This is a genomic window from Cupriavidus sp. 01L46 (genome assembly GCF_056399905.1).
The window spans coordinates 20,220-45,347 of record NZ_JBFTSF010000006.1; the positions used below are offsets into that span (position 1 = coordinate 20,220).

Here is a 25,128-nt window from a genome sequence, read left to right on the forward strand (position 1 = left end):
AGCACTACCTGAGCTACTGAAAGCGCACAAATTGGGCAATGCACATGGCCTTGTCCGGCTACACTTTCGGATCGACGCTATCCCTTAAGCCGCCTTCCAACATGCTTGCCACGATTCGACGCAGTTGCGGTGACAGCTTGCTACGCCTGCGCCGCCTGCTGGCCAAGGAAGTACATCTCGACATTCGCCAGCCCGCGCAGGTAAAGCGTATTCATTTGCTGGGATTGCTTGCCTTCGTCGGTTATCCACTGTTTTACGTTGTCTGGAAGTATCTCTTTCCGCAACCGTACGAGAGCCTGATGCTGCGGCTGCTCGCCATGGTGATGTTCGCCCCGCTGATCCTGACTGGCGACCTGCGCGATCGCAAATGGCTGCCGGCCTATTTCTTTGTCACGCTGACCTACGGGCTATCGTTCCTGTTTGTCTACCTGTACCTGATGAATCACGGCAACCTGGTGTGGTCCCAGTCGCTGGTGATTGCCGTCGTCATCCTGTTCAATTTCAGCGGTTGGCTAGCGGGCGCCGCTTCGCTCGCGCTGGGAACGGCCGGAGCCTGGCTGGTCTACCGCTTCATGACTCCGCCGGCCGAGATACTGACGGTCAACTGGCTGATGGAGCTACCGATCATCGGCTTCACGATCTGTACCGTCGCCGTGCTCAAGATCGACCAGCGCATCCTGATCCAGGAAAAACTCGACGGGATGGCGATCGCGCTGGGTACCGTTGCCCATGAGCTGCGCACGCCGATTCGCAGCATCGGCTCCACCGCRCTGGGCATGGCGCGTTACCTGCCCGGCTTGATCCGCTTCTATCAGGAAAACGAGACTCCGGCGAACACGCTGAACCTGCCGCCGGGGCATTTCGGCCTGCTCAAGGACGCTTTGCCGCGTATCCAGCTTGAGGTTGACCGCATGAACCATGGCATCGACGTCCTGCTTGTGAACGCGCGGGTCGGTGCGATGCAAGAACCAGACGAGGAGTTTCTCCTGGGCAACGCTATCAATGAGGCCTTGGCGCGCTATCCCTTCGAAGCGGGGCAGCGCGAGAGCGTTCATGCCGATTTGGAAGAGGATTTCGTGGTGCGCGCTGACCAAAAACTCCTGGTCATGGTGCTGTTCAACCTTATCAAGAATGCGCTGCATGCCATGGCCCGCGCGGGCCATGGTGAAATCCGGCTTTGCACCGAGCGCGGCACTCGCCGAAACCGGCTGATCTTCCGCGACACTGGCAGTGGCATTCCCGCGCGCGAGCTGTCATCAATCTTCAAGCGCTTTCATACCTACCCCCGCAACGAAGGCACGGGCATCGGCCTGGCCTTCTGCAAAGACACGCTGGAAGCATGGGGTGGCCGCATTCATTGCCACTCCATCGAGCATGAGTACACGGAATTCATGCTGGAGTTTCCGCCCGTCGCTGCGCCTGCCACGCCGGCCAGGGAGGGTGGCGGCGCGGCTGGCTAGGCTGCCTTGCTCGCCGGGATCAGGCGGCGTCGAATGTCGTTTCCAGTGCCTCATGAGGCACTGGCGTTGAGGCCTGCCTGTCTGCGACCAACCTGGCGCGAGGCGCATTTCGCAGCCGCTGGGTGGAGCGCCAGCTAGCCAGGCCAATCTCATCGCGGATCTCGGCGCAGACCTGGATCAGCCGTTCGATTTCCACGGCGGTCAGGCATGCGTTCATGGTCAGCCGCATCAGAGCCCGGTCACGCGCAGTGGCCGGCGCGCAGAATACGGCACCGAAGATGCCGCGCTCCTGCAAGGCATTGCGCAACGCTAGCGTTTGCTGCTCCGTACCTGACTCCAGCGCGATGATCTGCTCCGATCCCGCCGACACGTTGTAGCCTAGGCCGGCGAGCGCATTGCGCACCTCGCTCGAGACCGCGTGCAACCGCGCCCGGCGATCATCGGCCGCGACAATAAAATCGGCGGCCGCATCGAACCACGCCAGTTCATGGTGCAACAGTCCCGAGCTGAAAATGGCGGGGCGCGACTCCATGGCGAAATAACCCTTGAACGATGACGGGCACGTGATCAATCCGGCCCGGCCACCAAAAGCCTTGGCGAGACTGGCAGTCTGGAAATGAACCCGGTGCGACAGCCCGAGTTGTGCCACGAGCCCTGCACCAGCAGGACCGTGGGTGCCAAGTGAGTGGGACTCATCGACCACCAGCACGCTGCCGGTGCGCTCTGCCACGTCCACGAAATCCGTCAGTGGGCACAGGCTGCCATTGGTGCTATAGACAGCGTCCACCACGATGATGCCCGGGCCGTCCTTGCGGATCTGGCGCTCGGCATGCTCGGCGTCGTTGTGGATGAAGGGAATGGCGCGGGCATGTGCGGCGTGCGCGCCTTCCCACAATGACATATGCGCCAGCATGTCCAGGTAGACTGGCGTGCGCTCATTGGCGATGCTCTGCAGCAAGCCCACGTTGGCAGCCCAGCCAGACTGGCACAATAAGCTATCCTCGGCACCGGCGAACGCCGCCAGCTTACGCTCGAGGCGGCTGGTGGGATTGTCCCCGTGCAGGAAAATCGCCGACATCAGCAACTCGCTCTCCGGCCGGGACATCGCCGTGCTCTGGGCGGTGACCAGCGACTGCTCGCCAAGCAGGCAAAGATAGTCGTTGCTGGAAAAGTGCACCGCATCGGGTCCGGGTTGCCGTCCGTGCAGTAAATGGCTGYCGCTCCAACGTTTCTGTACCCGTTCCACCTCGTGCTCCGCTACCCGCGCGGTGACAAATTCTGGCCATGCTGCTGCCGCTCTCGACACATTGGCAGTTTGCAGACAGGCCTGATTAGTATTGCTCATTGCTTTCCCCTAGGAAGTACTCCGACGAAAGAACCGGCCGCGAGACGGCCGGCGATGATCGTGGCAACGCAGGTGCTGCCCGCGCCCTGTGCTTATGGCTTTGTTTGTTTGCACGGTCCGGGGCGAGCGTGGCTGCCTGCAGCGTGTTGCGTCGACAGGCTATTCTGCCGTGTGCCGGAGAATTCTCCCTGTTCACTCGCATACAGCTTGCGCGGCGATATCTCGCCTACGTTTGCGCGAGGGACTCGGCGGGAGCGTTGGCGGGAAACACTCCAACGGCTCGCACAATGACCGCAGCGGCCGGATGAACCGTGTCCAGCTGCAAATATTCTGTCGGGGCGTGGCCCAGCACGCGGCGGAACATGGTCGAGAACGCCGCCGGGCTGTCGTAGCCGAAATCCAGGGCGATGCGCGTGACAGCATCGCCGGCGGCCAGCCGGGACAAGGCCAGCACCACGCAGGCGCGCTGGCGCCATGCCGAAAACGCCATGCCGGTCTGCGCGCGGAAAAACCGGCTGAAGGTCCGGCTGCTCATATGCAGCGCCAGGGCCCAGCGCTGCGGCGAATCATGCGTGTCGGGCTGCCGGAGAAAGGCGTGGCATAGCGGCGCGAGCCGCGCATCGCGCGGCAGCGGAATATGCAAGGGCAGCGCCGTCATGCCCGCAATCTCATGCAGCAGCAGGGCGACCAGCGCGCCGTCCCGCCCGTCGGGATCGTAGTGCGCCGGTATCTCCACCGCGCCGATCAGCAACTGCCGCATCAAGGCGGATATCGCCACCACCTGGCACGTATCGCCCGGCCCGCGCACGGCGCCGGGCTCGATATACAGGCTGCGCGTGCTGACGCCCAGCATCGTGACCTCATGCGCCATCCCCGGCGGAATCCAGACCGCGCGCTGCGGCGGGACGATCCAGTTGCCATCGTGCGTCGCCACATGCATCACACCCGTGGCGCCATAGAGCAGTTGCGCGCGGCGATGGGCGTGGCGCGGCAGCAGGTAGCCCTTGGGGTAGTCGGTGCCGATCGCAACCACGGGCCTGGGCACGTGGTCGTAGTCGTCGATGCGGACGTTGCGCATGGAAGGAGAGGGCGGCGGAACGGTGGAATGGCCGAAACACAAATATTATTGACCAATCTTCGAAGGTTGGCCATGCCAACCGTACGTATCGTGGGCGGACCTGGAACCCACTCCTCCTTTGCGATGCTTTATCTCCTCTTTATCCTGTTTGGCTGCCTGACTGGCTTGACCACGGTCCTGTTCGGCTTCGGCGGCGGGTTTGTGGTGGTGCCTTTGCTTTACCGCGCGTTGAGCGTCGCCGATGCGCATGGGCCAGGCCAGTCCGCCATGCATATCGCGGTCGCGACCTCGACGGCGGTGATGATCCTGAGCGCCGCGCTCGCCACGCGCAGGCATCGCCTGGCAGGCAATATCCTGTGGCCTTACGTGTGGCCGCTGGGGGGATTCATCGGCTTGGGCGCCGTCATGGGCGCCGGCGCCGCCACGCTGGCGAGCAGCGACGTGGTTCGCCTTGCCTTTGTGGCCTACCTCGGTGTCACGCTGCTGGATTGCCTGGCACGCCGCGGCTTTCTCGCGCGCGCCGGGCAGGGCTCACCGCAGCGGCTCGGGCAGGCGCAGACGGTGGCGGGCGGCCTGGCGATCGGCATGGTCGCCACGTTCCTCGGCGTGGGGGGCAGCGTCATGACCGTGCCCATGCTGCGCCGCCGCGGCCTGAGCATGGCGCAAGCCACGGCAATGGCGAACCCCTTGAGCCTGCCGGTTGCCGTGCCGGGCACCCTGGCCTATGTGGCCATGGCGTGGTACCAGCCGGTGGCGCTGGGCCGCGGTTATCTCGGGTACATCGACCTTGCCGCGTTCGGCCTGCTATCGATCGGCGCCTTGGCCGGCATCCGCCTTGCCGCCCCGCTGGCCGGGTGCATCCCCGATCGCGTGCATGCGCGCGTCTATCTCGGCCTGCTGGCCCTGGTGATGGTCAGCATGATGTTCAAGTAGGCGCAAGCCTGGCGCCTGACGTGCAAGGGCGGCAGCGCCCGCCAGCAGCCGTTTGCCCGGTGCTGCCACGGCCAGATAGGGATTGGCATCCCGCCCAAGAGCCTTCTAAGATCAAGGCACACCCACCCGTGCGGGGACATCACCATGACCAATACGAGCAAGCCTGTAACGCCAACGCCCCCCGAGACGCCCGCGCGGTCCAAATCCAAGCCATCGCCGGGCAGCAAGGATGATCATGTGGAGGACGAACTCGACGAAGCCCTGAGGGAAACTTTTCCAGCCAGCGATCCGATTTCGGTGGACCACGGACGCGTCACCCGCCCAAAAAAATAGACGAAACACCGAGTCCGCGCATCCTGCCAGAGCGGCCGGGCCGCCCCGCTAGACCAGTTGCCGCAACTGCGCGACGACTTTCATCAGTTGCCCATGCGCCACGATCACGCCTGACTCGTCCTGGAGCGCTTGCTGGTAGCGGTCACGAAACGCMGGGTCGCTGTCGGGGCCAAACAATTTCTCGGTAGCCGCGGCCACCGCCCTGCAGGTTTCATCGTGATGCTCGGGCGCGTCCAGCTCTTCGTCGATCTCGATGATCAACCGCGAGAGCGGGTCCAGCCAGCGGAAATAGGTCTCCTCGGTGACAACCTGCACGAACAGCCCGGCCGGGATCGGGCCATGCAGGCGTTCGTACTCCGCGCGATTCAGTGCGATCACTTCCTTGTGCACCTTCAAGAGCGCGGCCCGCAGCGCGCGCAGGCCGCTGCGGCGATCCTCCTGCTTGGCCAGGAATTGCTCGTGTGGCATAGCCATTCTCCTTTTCTTATCGGCTCAGTGGGGCCGCTTGTCAGTATAGGCAGGAGGGCGCGCCCGGCGGCGGGCGCGTGGCTTGGCTGCAACCCCTAGGGTTAGCGCTGGCTTGCCTTGCGGGATGCCTTGTTGGCATACATGGCCGCGTCGGGGTTCGGCTGCTGGCAAGGGATGGTATTCATTCAACCACTCGAACGATGTCCCTGGCCTCAGCAGCGCAGCCGCGCCTGCTGGTCGCGCAGGTTACGGTAGCGCCGGCGGTAGTCCTCCTGCTCCGGCAGGCGAGCCAGGCGGCGCGCACTGTAGTCGGACTCCAGCAGCCGCATCTGGTTGGCCAGCCAGTAACACTGGTTGACCTCGGTGCGGGCGGCCTCGTTTTGCTCGCGCGCCAGGCGTGCCTGGTATTCGCGCTCCTCCGCCTCGCGCTTTTTCAGGAACTGCTGGTTGGCCGCGTCGGTAGCCGGCTCGGGGCTGATGCGGGAGAGATTGCCGCCCAGCGCCGCGCCCTGCCAGCCGGCCGGGCAGGCAGAGTCGGTGTAGAGCGTTTTATTGCCGCTTACGCATTTGCCGGCGTGGGCCAGGCCCATGCAGCAGGCAAGCACAAGCAGGACAAGCCAGTGCCGCATGGCAGTCTCCAGTTGGTACCGCCGGTGGCGGTCGCGGTGATTGTCGAACTGGTGGGCGTGTGCGCAACCCGGCCCATATTCTTGTTCGCCCCAGGGCAGCTTGTCCAGCAGCGCCGGCTGTTCTCCCCGGATTGTGGCGCCCTTGGATTCTCGGCATCAGAAACAGATTTAAGACGTTACGGAAGGCCGCAACAGCTGTCACGGCTCGGCATCCTCGTTCGGCACGCCGATCAGGTCAGCCGCCACCGAGCGCCGGGCATCCGCCGCCCGGAAATACCGCACCAGCGTCGCTACGCTGGTGTGCCCCGTCATGGCCATGGCCTCGGCCATCGGCACCTGGCGTGAAGCGGCCTCGGTCACAAAACCCGAGCGTAGCGAGTGCGCCGAAAAATCGCCCTCCAGCCCGGCCGCCTCGCAACGCTGCTTGACGATCTTGCGTACGGCGGCGTCGGACAGCGCCTCACCCACATGCCCGCCACGGCGCACGCGCCGGAAGATCGCGCCATCGCCAATCCCTGCAGCCGCCAGCCAGGCCTCCAGCGCCGCGCCCGCCGCGCCGATCACCGGCTTGGCGTTGTCCGGCAGGTCGGCCCCGGCCTGGTTGGTCTTGGACCAGCTTAGTTGATAGACGAACTCGCCCGGCGCGAGGCGCCGCAGGTTGGCCAGCGTGGCGCCCGCCACCTCGGAGCGCCGCCGGCCACCGCTGGACCAGGCGAACAGCAGCAGCGCACGGTCGCGCAGGCCGATCAGCGAATCGTCACAGGTCTCCAGCAGCCGGGATAGCGGCTCACGCGTCAGCGCCGCCTTGCGCGCCGGGCGCTCGCCGCGCTTGGCATAGGCCCGGCGCGTACGCGCCACCAGCTCACGCGCGGCCGGGTCAGCACAGGGGTTATCCAGGTTCTCCAGCCGATGTGCCTTGGCAATCACGGCCAGCCGGTGCATCAGCGTGGCCAACGCCGGTGGGCCGGCGCGCGCCTTGAGTCCGCTAGCGACCAGTGCCGCATCGATGGCCGGCGGCAATTCGCTCGTCTGCCCCTGGGGTGTGGTCCGCGTGGCGTGGTCTACGACGAACTGGATGATGACCGCCGGCTGCAAGGGAAGGGCGATCGGCTGGCCGTAGCGCAGCGCGAACCAACCTGCCCAATACCGTAAGGCGGAACGATAGCTGGCCACCGTGTTGGCGGATTCACCCTCGCGGTACAGCGCTTGCGCGGCCTGGCGGCCAAGCGGGTCGAGTTCGGACGGGCGCAGCGGCGCGGGAAAGTCGGCATGAGCGGGCTTCAGGCTGGGGGAATCCGGGCGATTTGGCAGGTTTTCGGCCTGGTCACCGAGGAATAGGGGTAGTTCTTCAGAAATCATAATAAATATGATGTATGCTGTATTAAATTATACAACAAGATCAGATAAGGCCCGATAACCATTCATTATCGTGCCTTATTCTTGAGGCGAGATCCAACGCCGCCCAAAAACTTGCCCGGACCATGCAAAACGCCAATCTGCCCGCCACGCGCTCCCGTTCCATCACCCAGCAAGATGTCTGGCAAGCCGCCGATGCCCTGCTGCTGGCCGGCCAGCGCCCAACCATCGAACGGATCCGGCTGCATCTTGGGCGCGGCTCGCCCAATACCGTCAGCCCGCACCTGGATGCCTGGTTCGCCGGGCTGGGCGCGCGTTTGCAGGACCCGCAGGCGTTTGCGGCGCCAGCGAGCCTGCCCGAGCCGGTGCACCAGGCCGCACGCTATTTATGGGATGCGGCACAAGCCGAGGCCCGGGCCAGCGTGTCGGCAAGCTATGCCACGCGGGAATCGGAGCTGGCGCTGGCGAGGGCAGCCGTCGAGGCAGAGCAGGCCGCGCTGGCGCAGGAGCGCGCCATCCTGATGGCGAAGCTGGACGCTGCCGACAACGCCGTGGCCGAACTGGCGCGCGCCCGGGATGAAGCCAGCGAACGCGCCGCCCGCGCCGAGGCGCAACTGATAGCGCAACAGGCGGAGAACGACGCAGTACGCGCCGCGCTGGGACGCGCGCAAGCAGAGAAAGACGCGCTGCTGCGCGATACCGCTAGCCAGCGTGCCGCTTGGGACAAGGAGCGCGAAACCATGGCGGATCGCTTTGGCGCCAATGAGCGGCGCATGGCGCTGGAACTGGACGGCGCGCGCTTGGCGCTGCGTGAAGGGCAGCGCCTGTTGGACAACGAGCGCAAGGCTGCCCAGCAAAAGCTGGCGGACGCGGCCGCAGCCGCGGGGCGGCAGGCCGAGGAACTGGCAAAGGTGGGGAATGCCGTGGCTGTGCTCGATGAGCGGGTCCGGCAACAGGATGGCTTGCTGGCCGAGTACCGGCAGCAATTGGAAAACCGGGGGGAGCCGGACGCGGATACCGCGCGGGCAGCACGCCCGCCGATACGAAAGGCTCGGCCGATCAGGCCCGCCCGGCCACCAAGGTTCAAGGTGTAAAGACGGTTTATCTTAATGCTAGATCTAGCATTGATAGCAGGGTGCAACCGGTTGAATTCATTGGCAATTTCGAGGACGTTTCCACACCGGAATGCCTAGCCCCTGACATCAACACATGCTGATAAGCCATTGATTTTCATGCGTTCCCATGGCCCGGCCTTTACTTCACCCGCAGCAAGTGCTTCTGGATTTTCCCACTCGTGGTCTTCGGTAGCGCATCGACGAAGTGATACCGGCGCGGCCGCTTGTAGGCAGCMAGCCGGTCGCCATGCACCAGGAAGCCATCGAGCACTGCCGCGGTAGCTTGCGCCCCGGGCTTGACCACCACATAGGCGCCGACAACCTGCCCCCAGGTAGCATCCGGCTCGCCGATGACCGCCACTTCCAGCACGGCAGCGTGTTCGATCAGCGCATCCTCGACTTCCCGCGGATACACGTTCTCGGCGCCCGAATTGATCATGTAGTCGATGCGATCGCGCACCCACAGGTAGCCGTCCTCGTCCAGGCTGCCGAGGTCGCCGGTGTGGTACCAGCCGTGGGCCAGGGCGCGCGCGTTGGCGTCCGGGCGGTTCAGGTAGCCGGCCATCATGCACGGGCCGCGCACCAGGATCTCGCCGACTTCTCCGGGTGCGCAAGGCTGGGCCGGATCGGTCGGGGCGTCGTCGTCGCGCAGCGCCGCCACGACCAGGTCGTGATTGAGCGAGGGCAGTCCGGCCGAGCCGGCGTGGCTGAGCTGCTCATGCGGATACAGCACGGACATGCAGGGCCCCATCTCGGTGGTGCCATACACCTGCACCAGCCCCGCGCCAACCACGCGGTCCCACTCGCGGATCAGGTGCGGCGCCATCGATGCGCCGCCGTACTCCACCAGCCGCAGCGACGACACATCGCGCGTGTGGGCGTCCGGATGGTTAAGCATCATGCCGACCATGGTCGGCGCGGCGAAGAAGTGCGTGACTTTCTCGGCCTCGACCAGTTGCCAGGCCTCGCCGGCATCGAAGCGCCGCTGCAGCACCTGTGTGGCGCCCAGCTGCAGGCGTGGCAGGAAACTGGTGTGCAGCTCCGCCGTGTGGTTCAGCGGCGCAATCGACAAGCCCACGTCCTCGCGCGACAGCGTCATGGCCTGATGCATCATCGCGTTGTGCGCGAGCTTGCTGCGGTGCGTGTGCAGCACGCCCTTGGGGCGGCCGGTGGTGCCGCTGGTGTACATCAGGATGCAGGGATCGTTTTCGTCCACGGCGATGCCGGGCGCGTCATGCGGCTGCCCCGCGGCCAGCGTGGCCAGGTGGTGCGTGGCAAAGGCGGGTGCCGGCTCGGGGTCCGCGTAGATCCAGCGTGTCGTGCCCGGGGCCAGCTCGGCGGCTTTTTCCACCACGGCGCAGCCTTCCTGCTCGAATAGCAGCGCGCTGGCCTTGCCGTCCTCCAGGATGAAGGCCAGTTCCTGGGCGGCCAGCCGGTAGTTGATCGGATTAAAGATCGCGCCCACCCGGGCCGCAGCCAGCATGCTGAACACAAAGGCTGGCGTGTTGTAGAGGAAGGCCGCAACCACGTCGCCATGGCCCACGCCGATCGACAGCAGCGCGTGGGCGTGGCGGTTCACCTCCGCATCCAGCTCGGCATAGGTCCAGGTGCGGCGGCTTGGCCCCATGCCGGCGACCAGCGCGGTCTTGCGCGGCAGGTAGCGCGCTGGCCAGGAAAGGGTGTCGCCCAGCGTAAGGACGTGACTCAAGGCAATGCTCCAGCAGCGGGGGTGGGGGGGCGCCGGCGGGCAAGTCAAGCCGGCGAAAGTGGTCGAATGAAAGCGGTCGAATATAAAGCCGGCGTCTCTTTTTGGGAAATAACGATTTGCACTTTGCATATATGGATCCGCCAGGGCACGCGCCGCGCCTAAGCCAATTCGAAGCCAATTGACGCAAGACGCCATGCGCGCAACTCGCTATCGTGCCAGCAAGGCCGGCGAGCCATCACTCGCCGATGACAACGGCAATCGATGACTGAGGCGAAAGGGGAAGCGCGTCCATGAACAAGCAAAGTCGGCAGGGCAAGGAAAACGTGCGGATAGGCGGCGCCTCCGGTTTCTGGGGCGATAGCGCAATCGGCCCGGTCCAGCTGGTGGACAAGGGCGACATCGACTACCTGGTGTTCGACTACCTGGCCGAACTCACCATGTCGCTGCTGGCTGCGGCGCGGCTGAAGAACCCGGAAGCCGGCTATGCGCTGGATTTTGTCACCGGGGCCCTGCGCTCGGTGCTCAAGCCAGCCATGGAAAAGGGCATCCGCATCGTGAGCAATGCCGGCGGCGTGAATCCGCGGGCCTGCGCGGCGGCGGTGCGCAAGCTGGCCGAGGAGCTCGGCGTGACGGTGCGGGTGGCGGTAGTTGACGGCGACGACCTGTTGCCGCAGCTCGGCGCGCTGCGCGAGGCAGGCACGCGCGACATGCAAAGCGGCGCCGCGATGCCGGCCCGCATCCTGACGGCCAACGCCTACCTGGGCGCCGTGCCGATCCGGGCCGCGCTGGATGCCGGCGCGGATATCGTGATCACCGGGCGCTGCGTGGACAGCGCGGTGACGCTGGGCGTGCTGATGCACGAGTTCAACTGGCGCCCCACCGACTACGACCTGCTGTCCGCGGGCAGCCTGGCGGGACACATCATCGAGTGCGGCTGCCAGGCCACCGGCGGCCTGCACACCGACTGGGAGCAGGTACCGGACTGGGCCAATATCGGCTACCCGGTAGTGACCTGCCGGGCGGATGGCACCTTCCTGGTCGGCAAGCCGCCCGGCACTGGCGGGCTGGTCAGCCCCGCCACCGTCGGCGAGCAGATGCTGTACGAGATAGGGGATCCCGCTGCCTACCTGCTGCCTGACGTGATCTGCGATTTCACCGGCGTCACGCTGCGCCAGGCCGGGCCGGACCTGGTGGAAGTACAAGGCGCCAAGGGCCGCCCGCCTACCGACAGCTACAAGGTCTCGGCCACCTATGCCGACGGCTACCGCTGCTCGGCGCAACTGACCATCGTGGGCTTCGATGCCGTGCGCAAGGCGCGCCGCAGCGGCGAGGCCTTCCTGGCGCGCACCCGCGGCATGCTGGCGCGGGCCGGGCAGCCGGATTTCACCGAGACCCGGCTGGACGTGCTCGGCACCGCCGCGGCCTTTGGCCCGCATGTGCCGCAACCGGCCTTGTTCGAGGCGGTGATGTGGCTGGCGGTGACGCATCCTGACAAKCGCGCGCTGGAGATGTTCGCGCGCGAGATCGCGCCGGCAGGCACTTCATGGTCGCCCGGCACCACCGGGGTAGGCGGGCGGCCATCGGTCAGCATGGCCATCAAGCAGTTTCCCTTCCTGGTGCCAAAAACGCGGGTCCAGCCTGCCGTGTGGCTTGACGAACAGCCGGTGCCGCTGCCGGCGGCCTTGGTCTGCGCAAGCGATGCGCAGACCAGCACGGTGCCGGCGGCCGAGCCAGCCCGCGTGTCGACGCCATCTGCCGCTACCGAGCCTGCCGCGGACTGGGTCGACGTGCCGCTGATCCGGCTGGCGTACGGGCGTAGTGGCGACAAGGGCGATTTCTCCAACATCGGCATCATCGCGCGCGACGCCGCCTACCTGCCGCTGATCGAAGCGCAGCTCACGGAGGCCGCCGTGGCCGCATTCCTTGCGCACAACGTCAAGGGCAGGGTGACGCGTTACTGCCTGCCCGGCATCGGCGCCTTCAACTTCCTGTGCGAGCAGGCGCTGGGCGGCGGCGGCATGGCGTCGCTGCGCAACGATCCGCTGGGCAAGGGGATGGGCCAGGTCCTGCTGGCCATGCCGGTGCGGGTGCCACCGGCGCTGGCGCGGGCACTGGGCGCCTGAGCCAGGCCGGATGCCGACACGGCATGCGGCATCGGGATAAACCCCCATCCGGCGGCTCTTCAGCCGCCATCGCTGGCATCATGACGCAGGCGCGCAAGGCCGCAGGGCGGCTGCCCGCGCGTTCTTGCCGAACCAGGCGCCAGCCGTCAGCCACATCAGTCACGTCAGCCATTCAGCCACGCGCGGCGCCGCGAACAGTGAGACTCAGATGCAGCCAGTTTTGCCATGCACACCTGACGTCAYGGGCCTGCCGTGCGGGCGCCCGAGCGGAAGCTTCATGTGGATCGACCCCGACCGCGTGCTCTACGTCGGGCTGCTCGGCGCGCCGTCGGTGCGCTCCATCGGCGCCATCCTGCTTTATGTGGCGCTGGATGCACCGTTTCGCCTGAGCGTGGCGGATGGCGAGTGGGAAACCGCCGAGATTGCCTTCGTGCCGCCCTACGTCGCGCACCGCATCGCTTCCGACAGCCGCAGCCTGTGCGGCTTCCTGATCGAGCCCGAGACCGTCGATATGTCCCGCTTGCCGCCGCTGCTGCGCGGGCCCGGCGGCGCGCTGGCGGCCCCGCGCATGGCGCAGCATGCGCGCGACCTGATCGCCCAGCTGCGCGGCATGCGGCGGCCAGAGCTGGGCGCCGGGCTGCTCGATGCGCTGTTGCTGGGCGAGCCGCTGGCGCCGCGCGCGCTCGATCCGCGCATCGATGCGGCAGTGCGTCAGATCAAGACCGACCCGGGCGGGCGTAGCGCCGCCAGCGACCATGCGCGCGACGCCAACTTGTCGTTTTCCCGCTTCCTGCACCTGTTCAAGGAGGAGGTCGGCACGCCGTTCCGCACGTTCCGCACCTGGAAGCGCGCGCGCAGCCTGCTGCACTACGTCACCCAGGAGGCCAACCTGGCCGAGGTCGCGCTGGATACCGGCTATCCGGATTCCACGCATTTCAGCCACTCCATCCGCCGTGTGTACGGGCTCAAGCCGCGCGACATCTTCGCGGGCTCGCGCAAGCTCGCGCTGCATGGCCTGCCGCCGATGACGGCCTATCGCCCCGCGTAGCTGGCCAGGCGCAACCACTTTGCACAAGACCAACGGCGCGCCGCGCGCCAGAATCGAAGCCATCGAACCTCGCCAGGCCTGCCGCCAACGGCAGCCAGATACACCCCATGAAAGCAACCTGCCAGGACCTGCTGGACGAATACCGCGAGCTGGGCGCGCTTTGCGCCACGCTCACCCCCGCGCAATGGCGCGAGCCAAGCGCTTTCTATGACTGGAGCGCCTGGGACGAGATCGCCCACCTGTGCTATTTCGACCAGACCGCGCTGCAGGCTGCCACCGACCCGCAAGCCTTCCTGCGCGACGCGCAAGCACTCAACGCGCTGATGGCGGGGGGCGGGCATATCAGCGCCGTGGCGCGCGATACCTATGGCCACCTGGACGGCCCCGCCTTGCTGGCGTACTGGCAGCCGCTGTACGAGCGGCTGGTGCAGACCCTGGCCGCGCTCGACCCCAAGGCCCGCCTGCCTTGGTACGGTCCGCCCATGAGCGCCCGCAGCTTTGCCACCGCGCGGCTGATGGAGACCTGGGCCCATGGCCAGGACATCTGGGATACGGCAGGCCAGGCCCGCGCGCCCACCKCCCGCCTCAAGCACATCGCGCATATCGGCGCCACCACCTACGGCTGGACCTTCGTCAACCGCGGTGAGCCGGTGCCGGGGCCCGCGCCTTATATCGCGCTGAGCGCGCCCGATGGCAGCGAGTGGGTCTGGAACGAACCGCAGCGGGACAACTACGTGCGCGGCAGCGCGGAAGACTTCTGCCTGCTGGTCACGCAGCGCCGGCATCTGGACGATACCCGCCTGCAATACAGCGCCGGGCCGGCCCGGCAATGGCTGGCGCAGGCCCAGTGCTTCGCCGGGCCACCCGCCACCGGGCCGGCCGCCGGCACGCGCGTGTTGCGCACGGCTTCGGCAGGGTGAACGGCACCGCAGCGCCCGTTCAGGCCACGCACGGCGAGCCGCTGGTACCGGCGCTTGCCGCCGGGATCGACGCAGCGCTGCGCGGGCTCAGCGCCGATCCCGGCGAAACCTGCCTCTCCGAGCACGTCTTCGCCAACCTGTACCTGTTCCGGCAAGCGCACGCCTAMCGCTATGTCGGCGGCGGCTATCCGCATATCAGCGGCGTGACCTATGACGGCGCGCGCCACGTGCTGCCGCTGTTCGCGCTGGAAACCACGCCGGTTGACGTGCTGCGGGCGCTGCTCCGCGAGCATGCCTGCTTCTATCCGCTGTCCACGGCCCAGGTCGCGCGGCTGGACCCCGGCATCTTCACCTGGACGGCATCGCGCGCCGACGCCGACTACCTCTATCCCGCCGCCAACTTCACGGCCTATCGTGGCACTACGCTGGCCAAGAAGCGCAACCTGATGAAGCAGTTGCTGGCCACGCATGCCGTCACCGCGCGCGTCTACCACCCCGGACTGGCCGACCAAGCCCTGGCCGTGCATGAAGGCTGGATGCAAGCCAAGCACAAGGCGCACGGCGAAGCCGACGACACTCCCTGCGGCGAGGCCCTCCAACACGCCGAACGGCTTGGCCTGGAAGGCTTCCTGTACGAGGTAGCGGGGCAGCCCGTGGGCTTCGTGCTGGCGCAGGAGATCCGCCCAACGGTCTTCGCCATGCGCTTCGCCAAAGGCCTGGCGGCCTGCAAGGGCATCTACCAGTACATGTTCCACCACTTCTGCACGGCGTATCCACGCCCGGTAGCGTGGCTGAATTTCGAACAGGACATGGGGCTGGACAACTTCCGCCAGACCAAGCTTTCCTATGCGCCGAGTGCCTTGCTGCCGAAGTTCAGGGTGCGATTGCGCATAGGTTGACGTACTTCCGGCACCTGTCGCGCAAAAGCGCAAAGGCACAAAGGTACGAAGGCGCAATGCAGCACAGCCAGTTCTCGCAAGACCCTGCTGGCTCCCACCCCTACCATGGCTTCACACYGGCGCACCGCCCCGAACAGTGAACCCACATGGCAAATATCGAATCCAGRCTCTCCGCCAGCAGTGAAGCATTCCAGGCCAACCGCGCCGGCATGCTGGCACTGCTGGCGCGTATCCGCGCCTTCGAGCAGCGCGCCGCCAGTTTGTCCGCCGCCTCGCGCGAGCGCTTCGAGAAGCGCGGGCAGCTGCTGCCGCGCGACCGGCTGGCATTGCTGCTGGATCCGGGCGCGCCGTTTATCGAGTTGTCGTCGCTGGCCGGGCTGGGGCTGGACAACCCCGACCTGGACAAGAGCGTGCCCGGCGGCGGCCTGATCGCGGGCATCGGCTTTGTGTCGGGCCTGCGCTGCATGATCAGCGCCTCGGACTCGGGCATCAACGCCGGTGCCTTGCAACCCAAGGGGCTGGACAAGCAGCTGCGGGTGCAGGAGATCGCGCTTGAGAACAAGCTGCCCTATGTGCAACTGGTGGAGAGCGCCGGCGCCAACCTGATGACCTACAAGGTCGAGGATTTCGTGCGGGGCGGCAACCTGTTCCGCAACCTGGCGCGCCTGTCGGCGGCCGGGCTGCCGGTGGTGACGGTGACGCATGGCTCGTCCACGGCGGGTGGGGCTTACCAGACCGGCTTGTCGGACTACATCATCATGGTGCGGGGCCGCTCGCGCGCCTTCCTGGCTGGTCCGCCGCTGTTGATGGCAGCGACGGGCGAAGTGGCCACCGAGGAGGAACTCGGTGGCGCCGTGATGCATACCTCGGTCTCCGGCCTGGGCGACTACCTGGCCGAGGACGACCGCGATGCGCTGCGCATCGCCCGCGAGATCCTGGGCAAGATCGACTGGCACCGCGACCAGCCCGCCGCCGCGCCGCGCAGCTACAAGCCGCCGCGCTTTGATGCCGAGGAGCTGCTCGGCGTGATGCCGATGGACCATAAGCGGCCGGTCGACATGAAGGAGGTGATCGCGCGCATTGCCGACGATTCCGACTTCCTGGAGTTCGGTGAGAACTATGGCGGCGCCACCGTGTGCGGCCATATCAAGATCGAGGGCTGGCCGCTGGGCATCATCACCAACAACGGCCCGATCGATCCGGCCGGCGCGACCAAGGCCACGCACTTTATCCAGGCCTGCTGCCAGTCGCGCACGCCCATCCTGTACCTGAACAACACCACCGGCTTCATGGTGGGCCGCAGCTATGAGGAAGCCGGCATCATCAAGCACGGCTCCAAGATGATCCAGGCGGTGAGCAACGCCACCGTGCCGCAGATCACGATCTATTGCGGCGCGTCGTTCGGCGCGGGCAACTACGGCATGTGCGGGCGCGGCTTCCATCCGCGCTTCTGCTTCTCCTGGCCCAATGCCAAGACCGCCGTGATGGGCGGCGAGCAGGCCGCGCGCACCATGGCCATCGTGACCGAGGCCGCCATGAAGCGCAAAGGCGGACAGGTCGATGCCGACCAGCTGGAAGCGCTGCAGAAAGGCATCGTCGAGCGCTTCGACCGCCAGATGAGCGTGTTTGTCACCAGCGCCCATGTGCTGGACGACGGCGTGATCGACCCGCGCAATACGCGCGCGGTGCTGGCCAATGTGCTGGCGGTCTGCCGCGAGGGCGATGCCAGGACGCCGCAAGCCATGCAATTCGGGGTTGCGCGGCCCTGACGGCCACGGACTCAGGGCAACCGACCCAGCCAGAACAGACATACGAAAGAACGAACGGAGACCAGCGACATGCTACTGACACCCGAACACGAGGCGCTGCGCGCCACCATCAAGCGCTTTATCGCCGAGCAGGTCAATCCGCACGTGGACGCCTGGGAAGAGGCCGAGATCTTCCCCGCGCATGACGTCTTCCGCAAGATGGGCGATCTGGGCCTGCTGGGCCTGTCCAAGCCGGAAGAGGATGGCGGCATGGGGCTCGACTACTCCTACAGCGCGGTGCTCGCGGAAACGCTGTCCGACATCAACTGCGGCGGCGTGCCCATGGCCATCGGGGTGCAGACCGACATGGCTACCCCGGCCCTGGCCCACCACGGAAGCGCGGAGCTGCGCCGCGAATTCCTGGCGCCCGCGATCCGCGGCGAGTACGTGGCCTGCCTGGGCGTCTCGGAAGTGGGCAGCGGCTCCGACGTGGCCTCGATCAAGACTACCGCAAGGCGCGACGGCGACGACTACATCATCAACGGCGGCAAGATGTGGACCACCAATGGCACCCAGGCGGACTTCTGCTGCGTGCTGGCCAATACGTCGGACGCAGCGCCGCACCGCAACAAGACGCTGATCGTGGTGCCAATGAAGACCCGCGGCGTTTCGGTGGCCAAGAAGATCCGCAAGATCGGCATGGACTCGTCCGATACCGCGCAGTTGTACTTCGACGACGTGCGGGTGCCGCAGCGCTACCGCATCGGCGAGGAAGGCATGGGCTTTACCTACCAGATGGAGCAGTTCCAGGTGGAGCGCCTGTGGGGCGCGCTCAGCTCCGCCAGCCGATGCGCCAAGGCGATCGACCTCACCATCGAGTACACCCGCGAGCGCAAGGCATTTGGCCGCTCCATCCTGGACAACCAGTGGGTGCACTACACCTTGGCCGAGCTGCAGACCGAGGTGGAAGCGCTGCACGCCCTGTGCTGGCGCGCCGTGGAGATGATGGTGCGTGGCGAGGATGCCACCCGCCTGGCCACCATGGCCAAGCTCAAGGCCGGCCGGCTGTCGCGCGAGGTGGCGGACCGCTGCCTGCAGTTCTGGGGCGGCATGGGCTACGTGCTGGAAAGCCCGATCTCGCGCATTTTCCGCGACGGGCGGCTCACCTCCATCGGCGGCGGCGCCGACGAGGTCATGATGCAGATCCTGTGCAAGTTCATGGGCACCTTCCCCCAGTCGAAGTAAGCGTTCGAAGCTAAAGACAAGAGAGCAGACCAGGCCACCATGAAGCAGCCCACGCCATTTCAAAAGATCCTGATCGCCAACCGGGGCGAAATCGCCTTGCGCGTGATGCGCAGCGCCACCGCGCTGGGCTACCGCACGGTGGCGGTCTACTCCAGCGCCGATGCCGGCGCGCGCCATGTCCAGGAGGCCGGCCAGGCGGTGCATATCGGCGAGGCGCAGCCGGCGCAGTCCTACCTGCGCATCGACGCCATCATCGAGGCGGCGCGGCGTTGCGGCGCCGATGCCGTGCATCCCGGCTACGGCTTCCTGGCGGAGAATGCCGCTTTTGCCCGCGCCTGCCGCGAGGCGGGGCTCGTATTCATCGGCCCGTCGGCCGAGTCCATCGTGGCCATGGGCAACAAGGCTGGCGCCAAGCGGCTGATGATGGCCGCCGACGTGCCGTGCATCCCGGGCTACCAGGGCGAGGACCAGGACGAGGCGCGCCTGTGCGCCGAGGCCGAGCGCATCGGCTACCCGGTCATGATCAAGGCCACGGCAGGCGGGGGCGGGCGGGGCATGCGGCTGGTGCCGCACGCGCGGGCCTTTCCCGAGCTGCTGCGCAGCGCGCGCTCGGAGGCGCAGGGCGCCTTCGGCGATCCCGAGGTGATCCTGGAGCGGGCCGTGGTGGAACCGCGCCATATCGAGATCCAGATCCTGGCGGACCGCTATGGCAACGCCATCCACCTGGGCGAGCGCGATTGCTCGGTGCAGCGGCGCCACCAGAAACTGATCGAGGAGGCACCATCGCCCGCGGTGAGCCCCGAGCTGCGGGCCCGCATGGGCGCCACCGCCGTGGCCGCCGTCAAGGCGATCGGCTACGAAGGCGCCGGCACGCTGGAATTCCTGCTCGACCGCGACGGCAACTATTACTTCATGGAGATGAACACGCGGCTGCAGGTGGAGCATCCCGTGACCGAGGCCATCACCGGCCTGGACCTGGTGGCGCTGCAACTGCGGATTGCCGCGGGCGAGCCACTGCCGCTCAAGCAGGACGACGTGCGCTTTTCCGGCCACGCCGTCGAAGTGCGGCTGTGCGCCGAAGACGCCGATCAAGGCTTTATGCCGCAAAGCGGCGAGATGGCACTGTGGCAGGCCCCGCCCGCCTTGCGCGTGGAGCATGCGCTGGGCAGTGGCGCCGCGATCCCGCCGTACTACGACTCCATGATCGCCAGGCTCATCAGCTACGGCGGGACACGCGACGAAGCGCGGCGCAAGCTGTCGCAAGGCCTGGAMGACCTGGTGGCGCTTGGCGTCACCACCAACCAGGTGTTCCTTGCCCGCTGCCTCGCCCATCCCGCCTTTGCCGCGGGAGAGGCCACCACCGCCTTCATCGGCCAGCACCAGGACGCACTGCTGCAACCCGATGCGGCACTACGCCAGCGCGCCGCCGCGCTGGCGGCGCTGCTCCTGTATGAAACCTCGCCGGAGCGCCAGCCGGGCGCGCCAGCCGCGAGCCTGGCCCCCACGCTGCCCATCGGTCTGCGCTTCCGGGTCAACGGTGCGGAGCATCAGGCCAGCCTGGCATTTAGCGGAGGCAATCGCTTCGAGGTTGCCATGGGCGAGGCGCGCTTTGCCTTCGAGACCATCGCGCTAACCGGGCATTCGGTACGTTTCAACTGCGATGGCCTGGTCGAGAGCGCCACCTTCCATCGCGACGCCAGCACGCTGCTGCTGCACTATCAGGGCACGCCGCTGCGCATCGAGGACCACACGCGGGCCGCCGCCGCCAGGGCTGGCGAGGCTGCCGGAGACGGCAAGCTGCGCGCCTCCATGAACGGCCGCGTGGTCAACGTGATGGTGGCCACCGGCGACCAGGTCGAGGCGGGCCAGCCCATGGTCACGCTGGAAGCCATGAAGATGGAACACATCCACGTAGCCCCGGCCGCCGGCCGGGTGGGCGCCGTGCACGTGCAGGTTGGCGACCAGGCTGCCGCCATGCGCGTGATCGCGGAGATCGAGTTCGAGGCGCCGCCGGCGGAACCGGTCAAGGCTGCGGCCTGAGCGGCCTGAGCGGTCCGAGCGGCCTGATCCGGTTGCCACGTCACCCCTCAGACCGCATCCCAACACACAGACACAGCCTAACCTGCGGAGCACCATGAGCGAATCGGAAACCCCAGCCGTCCTCCATGAAAAACGCGGCGCCGCGTTCTGGATCACCATCAACCGGCCAGACAAGCGCAACGCCATCAACAAGGAAGTCGTGGCCGGCATCCGGGCGGGCTACCGCGCCGCGCACGCAGACCCCGCCATCCGCGCCATCGTGCTGACCGGCGCCGGCGACAAAGCCTTCTGCGCCGGTGGCGACCTGCAGCCGGGCAAGGGCTTTGCCTTCGACCTCTCGCAGCCCAATGTGGATTACGCCGACATGCTGCGCGAATCCCAGCAAGCCACGCTGCCCAGCATTGCGCGGATCAACGGCACCTGTATGGCCGGCGGCATGGGGCTGCTGTGCATGACAGATATGGCGGTAGCCGCCGACAACGCCTTGTTTGGCCTGCCGGAGGTCAAGGTAGGCGTGTTCCCGATGCAGGTGCTGAGCCTGCTGCAGACCCTGGCGCCGCCGCGGCTGGTGCGCGAGTGGTGCATCAGCGGCGAGCCGTTTTCCGCCGCCGAGGCCAAGACCGCCGGGCTGGTCAACCACCTGGCCGCGCCGGGCGAGCTGGACGCGCGCACCGAATGGCTGGTCGCCCGCGTGGCCGACAAGTCGCCCACCGCGATCCGGCGCGGCAAGTACGCCATGCAAGCGATGGCGTCGATGAGCTTTTCCGAAGGCATCGCCTATACCGAAAGCCAGATCGCGCTGCTGGCGATGACCGAAGACGCGCGCGAAGGCCTGGCCGCCTTCAACGAGAAGCGCAGGCCGGTCTGGACCGGCAGGTAAAACAACCGGCGCGGCGCGCGCCGGGCAGGGCGCGCCGACGGTGTCTGCAACGACTGAACAAGGAAGCCGCCGATGAACAATGCATCGCCCACCCAGCCGGACAGCGCCGCCTTCCTGGCGCTCGGCATGGCGCAATGGCTGTGCCGCCGCGCTGCGCGCAGCCCCCGCAGCCCCGCACTGACCTGCGCCGGGCAGACCTGGACCTATGCCGAGCTGGTGGCCGACGCCCAAAAGATGGCCGCCGTGCTGGCTGCGGGCGGCGTCGGACGCGGGCAGCGCGTGGGCTACCTGGGCCTGAACGACCCGCTGTTCCTGGTGACGCAGTTCGCCTGCGGCTGGCTGGGCGCCATCTTCGTGCCGCTCAATTTCCGGCTCACCGGGCCGGAGCTGGCCTTTATCCTCAACGATGCCGGCGTGCATACGCTGTTTGCCGATGAAGACTACGCCGGCCTGATCGATGAAGCGCGCCCGACGCTGGAATGCCAGCGCTACCTGCGCCGCACCGATGCGCCGGGCTGGGAAGGCCTGTTGTCGCGGATGGCGCAGGCCGATGCCGCGCCACCGCCCGTGCCCACCGGCCCGGATGAGGTGGCCGCGGTGATGTACACCTCGGGCACCACCGGACACCCCAAGGGCGCCATGCTCACGCATGGCAACTTCTGGGCCAACAACCTGAACGTGATGATGCTGAGCGACCTCGCCAGCACCGATGTCGCGCTCAATTTCGCGCCCCTGTTCCATGTTGGCGGCATGTGCTGCGTGAGCTTGCCCATCCTGATGGCGGGCGGCCATCTCGTGCTGCAGCGCAGCTTCGACCCCGCTGCCGTGATGCAGGCGGTGGCCGAGCACCGCGTGACGGTCAGCTTCGCGGTGCCCGCCATGCTGCTGTTCGTCAGCCAGCACCCGGATTTCGCGCGGGCGGACCTGTCCAGCCTGCGGAGCATTTCGGTCGGCGGCGCACCCATGCCCGAGCCGCTGCTGCGCCTGTTCGCCGGGCGCGGCATCCCGGTCAACCAGGGCTACGGCCTGACCGAGACCGCCGCCGCGACGACCTTCCTCGCCCCGGAGCGCGCGCAGGACAAGCTCGGCTCCTGTGGCACGCCAGCCATGATGACCGAAGTCTGCATCCGCGATTTCGACGGCAAGCCACTGACCGAGCCACAAGCCCGCGGCGAGATCTGCGCGCGCGGCGGCAACATCATGAAAGCCTACTGGAACCGCCCGGACGCCACCGCCGCGGCCTTCTACGAAGGCGGCTGGTTCCGCACCGGCGACGTCGGCTATGTCGACGAAGACGGCTTCTACTACGTCTGCGACCGCCTGAAGGACATGGTGATCACCGGCGGCGAGAACGTCTACCCGGCCGAAGTCGAAAGCGTGCTGTACGAGCACCCAGCCATTGCCGAAGTCGCCGTAATCGGCGCGCCCGACGAGCGCTGGGGCGAGCACGTGGTAGCCGTGGCGGCGCTCAAGCCGGGCGCCAGCCTGACGCTGGAGGAACTGCAAGCCTTCGCGCAGCCGCGCCTGGCGCGCTACAAGCTGCCGCGTGCGTTGCGGGTGGTGGCGGCGTTGCCGCGTAATCCAACGGGGAAGGTGTTGAAGGTGCGGTTGAGGGGGATGGGATAGGGGATTGGATGTTGGGTGGGTGGTCCATGGCGGGGCTGGTTGCTGTTTCTTTGAGCGGCGATGGTTTTTGGACCCAAGGGCCATACGACATCCCCCTGCGGGGGCTGCCGGTCACTCTTCTTTGCGTCGGCAAAGAAGACTAACGAGAAGAAAGCCGACCCTGCCGGGCGCAGAGCAATAAGGCTATCTGGGCCTCGGTGGTTGCGTCGTACGGCCCAGAGTTCCGGCGGGCATCTGCCGGTACCGGCTTGACTGGCCACGAACCTGCCAGCTTCCGGGATGCGTGGTGAGGCCCCCGGTAGCGGACATCACTTGCTTCAAGCCGTCTGTCGCTCGCGCAGTGGCCGGCCACGAAGTTGCAGACGCACCGGTTCCGTCGTGGGCGCGGTGGCACCGCCTTGATTAGCCCAAGACCTTCACCACCGCGCCCGCCCCACCACGAAACCATTGGCAGGCGATGTGTCGTGGTACTTCGCACCGGTAACGGCAGATTGGCGAACGGGCAAGGATTCCGCTACCGGGGGCCGTACTACGAATCCCGGAAATCGGCAGATTCGTGGCCCCTTAATCCGGTACCGGCAGATGCCCGCAGAACCGCTGGCCATACGACGAAACCAGCGCCCCACATAAGCCCGATTGCTCTGCGCCCGGCAGGGTCGGCTTTCTTCTCGTTAGTCTTCTTTGCCGACGCAAAGAAGAGTGACCGGCAGCCCCCGCAGGGGGATGTCGTATGGCACTTGGGTGCAAACGCCATCGCCGATGAAATAAACAGCGACACCCCCGGCAGGGCAATGTCGTATGGTCTCTTGGGTGCAAAAACCAACGCCGTACAAAGAAACAGCGTCGCCCTGCCAAATCGGAAACTTCCAAACAGATGCGCCGCGACAGCGCTGGCCAGGGCGTGGTGGATGGTCCGCCGTATCACTGCGACATCAACGCCATGCGCGCGCTGTTCCCCGCCCGGCAATGGGAATGGCCCAAGCCGCCGTTTGACGCTGTCGCGCATCCCGGCGGCGCATTCGAGCTTGCGGTGGCGCTGGTGCGCCGCTGATCCCTTGGCGGCGTACCGCGCCAGGTGCGCCAACCATGGGTAATCCCCAGTCCATATACAGCCAGTCCACACAAGAGCCACGCCGGTAGTTTTGTTACGGTGGCAGCAATCGCAGCAATCGCAACGCGGCGAAGCGCAAGACGGCACGCGTCGCGCCCGGTGCCACCGGGCGCGCTTGACCCACCCAATTCCGAGATCGCCCCCGGCCGCGCGCGGCAAAGGGCGGCCGGCACAGGAGACAAGATTGGAGATCCTGCAACTGACGATCTCGGGGATTGCGCTGGGCTGCATCTACGCGCTGATCGCCCTGGGTTTTGTGCTGATCTACAAGGCAACCGAGACGGTGAACTTCGCGCAAGGCGAGTTCATGATGCTGGGCGCCTTCGCTGGCGTGGTGCTGACCATGCTCGGGTTGCCGCTGGTCCTTGCCGTGCCGTTGACGGTGGCGTGCATGGCCGGCTTCGGCATGCTGGTCGAGCGCCTGGCGATTCGCCCCATCCTGGGCCAGCCGCAGTTCACCGTGGTGATGCTGACCATCGGCATGGGCTACGTCATGCGCGGCCTGATCACCATGGTGCCGGGCATCGGCGCCGGCACGCATACCTTGCCGGTGCCTTACCAGGGCATGGTGTGGCGCACTGGCGCGCTGGTGCTGAGCGTGGAGCAGGTGGCGGTGATCGGCGTCACCGCAGCGCTTTGCGTGGTGCTTTACCTGGTGTTCCGTTACAGCCGCATCGGCGTGGCGATGCAGGCCAGCTCGCAGAACCAGCTTGCCGCCTACTACATGGGCATTCCGGTGCGGCGGCTCAACGGGCTGGTCTGGGGCTTGTCGGCGTCGGTGGCCGCGATCGCCGGCCTGCTGCTGGCGCCCATCACCTTTGTCCACGCCAGCATGGGCATGCTCGGCCTCAAGGCCTTCCCCGCAGCGGTGGTGGGCGGCTTCGGYAGCCTGCCGGGCGCGATCGTGGGCGGGCTGGTGATCGGCGTGGTGGAGTCGCTGGCGGGCTTTTACCTGCCCGAGGGCTTCAAGGACGTCGCKGCCTATGTCGTGGTGCTGATCATGCTGGTGGTCAAGCCGAACGGCCTGTTCGGCGAGAACCTGCGCAAAAAGGTGTAGACACGC

Annotated in this window: 21 protein-coding genes; 15 read left to right on the plus strand and 6 right to left on the minus strand. The window is 66.7% G+C overall.

The window, feature by feature from the left end; genetic code table 11:
• The first annotated feature begins 44 nt into the window (after nucleotides 1-44).
• Nucleotides 45-1,460, plus strand: a complete 1,416-nt coding sequence (locus AC1DS3_RS02340; RefSeq protein WP_441631809.1) for a sensor histidine kinase — start codon at nucleotides 45-47, stop codon at nucleotides 1,458-1,460.
• Nucleotides 1,461-1,479: 19 nt separating this feature from the next.
• Here AC1DS3_RS02340 and cqsA read toward each other — a convergent pair whose 3' ends face one another.
• A complete protein-coding gene (gene cqsA, locus AC1DS3_RS02345) occupies nucleotides 1,480-2,805 on the minus strand; it encodes an alpha-hydroxyketone-type quorum-sensing autoinducer synthase (protein ID WP_477126619.1) in 1,326 nt (441 codons plus the stop codon).
• A 226-nt stretch (nucleotides 2,806-3,031) separates the two neighbouring features.
• Nucleotides 3,032-3,883 (minus strand): AraC family transcriptional regulator, encoded by an 852-nt coding sequence (locus AC1DS3_RS02350; protein ID WP_441631805.1) that lies wholly within the window; start codon nucleotides 3,881-3,883, stop codon nucleotides 3,032-3,034.
• 123 nt (nucleotides 3,884-4,006) lie between these two features.
• On the opposite strand from AC1DS3_RS02350, the gene AC1DS3_RS02355 reads away from it, so the two are divergent.
• Nucleotides 4,007-4,816, plus strand: coding sequence for a sulfite exporter TauE/SafE family protein (locus AC1DS3_RS02355; RefSeq protein ID WP_477109165.1), 810 nt, complete (start codon nucleotides 4,007-4,009; stop codon nucleotides 4,814-4,816).
• A 144-nt stretch (nucleotides 4,817-4,960) separates the two neighbouring features.
• The gene (locus tag AC1DS3_RS02360) at nucleotides 4,961-5,149 is read left to right on the plus strand and encodes a hypothetical protein (RefSeq protein WP_441631803.1); all 189 of its coding nucleotides are present in this window, start codon (nucleotides 4,961-4,963) and stop codon (nucleotides 5,147-5,149) included.
• A gap of 48 nt (nucleotides 5,150-5,197) precedes the next feature.
• Here AC1DS3_RS02360 and AC1DS3_RS02365 read toward each other — a convergent pair whose 3' ends face one another.
• The 3 genes from AC1DS3_RS02365 to AC1DS3_RS02375 form a co-directional block, all read right to left on the minus strand.
• Nucleotides 5,198-5,623 carry a hypothetical protein gene (locus tag AC1DS3_RS02365; protein ID WP_441631801.1) on the minus strand — a complete coding sequence of 142 codons (426 nt, stop codon included), beginning with the start codon at nucleotides 5,621-5,623 and terminating at the stop codon, nucleotides 5,198-5,200.
• 206 nt (nucleotides 5,624-5,829) lie between these two features.
• The gene (locus tag AC1DS3_RS02370; RefSeq protein WP_441631799.1) at nucleotides 5,830-6,246 is read right to left on the minus strand and encodes a hypothetical protein; all 417 of its coding nucleotides are present in this window, start codon (nucleotides 6,244-6,246) and stop codon (nucleotides 5,830-5,832) included.
• Between the two features lie 198 nt (nucleotides 6,247-6,444).
• Complete coding sequence (locus tag AC1DS3_RS02375; RefSeq protein WP_441631797.1) at nucleotides 6,445-7,605, minus strand: tyrosine-type recombinase/integrase; 1,161 nt, start codon at nucleotides 7,603-7,605, stop codon at nucleotides 6,445-6,447.
• 122 nt (nucleotides 7,606-7,727) lie between these two features.
• On the opposite strand from AC1DS3_RS02375, the gene AC1DS3_RS02380 reads away from it, so the two are divergent.
• Nucleotides 7,728-8,696, plus strand: a complete 969-nt coding sequence (locus AC1DS3_RS02380; protein WP_441631795.1) for a DNA-binding protein — start codon at nucleotides 7,728-7,730, stop codon at nucleotides 8,694-8,696.
• Between the two features lie 160 nt (nucleotides 8,697-8,856).
• On the opposite strand, the gene AC1DS3_RS02385 is transcribed toward AC1DS3_RS02380, so the two are convergent.
• Complete coding sequence (locus tag AC1DS3_RS02385; protein ID WP_441631793.1) at nucleotides 8,857-10,425, minus strand: fatty acid--CoA ligase; 1,569 nt, start codon at nucleotides 10,423-10,425, stop codon at nucleotides 8,857-8,859.
• A gap of 290 nt (nucleotides 10,426-10,715) precedes the next feature.
• Here AC1DS3_RS02385 and AC1DS3_RS02390 point away from each other — a divergent pair, with 290 nt between their 5' ends.
• The 11 genes from AC1DS3_RS02390 (at nucleotide 10,716) to AC1DS3_RS02440 (ending at nucleotide 25,122) form a co-directional block, all read left to right on the plus strand.
• Nucleotides 10,716-12,548, plus strand: coding sequence for an acyclic terpene utilization AtuA family protein (locus AC1DS3_RS02390; protein WP_477126620.1), 1,833 nt, complete (start codon nucleotides 10,716-10,718; stop codon nucleotides 12,546-12,548).
• 277 nt (nucleotides 12,549-12,825) lie between these two features.
• Nucleotides 12,826-13,596, plus strand: a complete 771-nt coding sequence (locus AC1DS3_RS02395; RefSeq protein WP_441631789.1) for an AraC family transcriptional regulator — start codon at nucleotides 12,826-12,828, stop codon at nucleotides 13,594-13,596.
• Between the two features lie 107 nt (nucleotides 13,597-13,703).
• Nucleotides 13,704-14,516: a TIGR03084 family metal-binding protein gene (locus AC1DS3_RS02400; RefSeq protein WP_477126621.1), complete on the plus strand. Its 813-nt coding sequence runs from the start codon at nucleotides 13,704-13,706 to the stop codon at nucleotides 14,514-14,516.
• Nucleotides 14,513-15,415, plus strand: coding sequence for a phosphatidylglycerol lysyltransferase domain-containing protein (locus AC1DS3_RS02405; RefSeq protein WP_477126622.1), 903 nt, complete (start codon nucleotides 14,513-14,515; stop codon nucleotides 15,413-15,415). Before AC1DS3_RS02400 ends, AC1DS3_RS02405 begins: the two co-directional genes overlap by 4 nt.
• A gap of 146 nt (nucleotides 15,416-15,561) precedes the next feature.
• Nucleotides 15,562-17,184: an acyl-CoA carboxylase subunit beta gene (locus AC1DS3_RS02410; RefSeq protein ID WP_477109163.1), complete on the plus strand. Its 1,623-nt coding sequence runs from the start codon at nucleotides 15,562-15,564 to the stop codon at nucleotides 17,182-17,184.
• Between the two features lie 69 nt (nucleotides 17,185-17,253).
• Complete coding sequence (locus tag AC1DS3_RS02415) at nucleotides 17,254-18,408, plus strand: acyl-CoA dehydrogenase family protein (protein ID WP_441631781.1); 1,155 nt, start codon at nucleotides 17,254-17,256, stop codon at nucleotides 18,406-18,408.
• A 39-nt stretch (nucleotides 18,409-18,447) separates the two neighbouring features.
• Nucleotides 18,448-20,448, plus strand: a complete 2,001-nt coding sequence (locus tag AC1DS3_RS02420; RefSeq protein ID WP_477126623.1) for an acetyl-CoA carboxylase biotin carboxylase subunit — start codon at nucleotides 18,448-18,450, stop codon at nucleotides 20,446-20,448.
• 94 nt (nucleotides 20,449-20,542) lie between these two features.
• Nucleotides 20,543-21,328, plus strand: a complete 786-nt coding sequence (locus AC1DS3_RS02425) for an enoyl-CoA hydratase/isomerase family protein (RefSeq protein WP_441631777.1) — start codon at nucleotides 20,543-20,545, stop codon at nucleotides 21,326-21,328.
• 72 nt (nucleotides 21,329-21,400) lie between these two features.
• Nucleotides 21,401-22,954 carry an acyl-CoA synthetase gene (locus AC1DS3_RS02430; protein ID WP_441631775.1) on the plus strand — a complete coding sequence of 518 codons (1,554 nt, stop codon included), beginning with the start codon at nucleotides 21,401-21,403 and terminating at the stop codon, nucleotides 22,952-22,954.
• An 874-nt stretch (nucleotides 22,955-23,828) separates the two neighbouring features.
• Nucleotides 23,829-24,005, plus strand: a complete 177-nt coding sequence (locus tag AC1DS3_RS02435) for a hypothetical protein (RefSeq protein ID WP_441631773.1) — start codon at nucleotides 23,829-23,831, stop codon at nucleotides 24,003-24,005.
• 244 nt (nucleotides 24,006-24,249) lie between these two features.
• Entirely contained in the window at nucleotides 24,250-25,122 is an 873-nt protein-coding gene (locus AC1DS3_RS02440; protein WP_441631771.1) for a branched-chain amino acid ABC transporter permease, read from the plus strand.
• Nucleotides 25,123-25,128 lie beyond the last annotated feature (6 nt).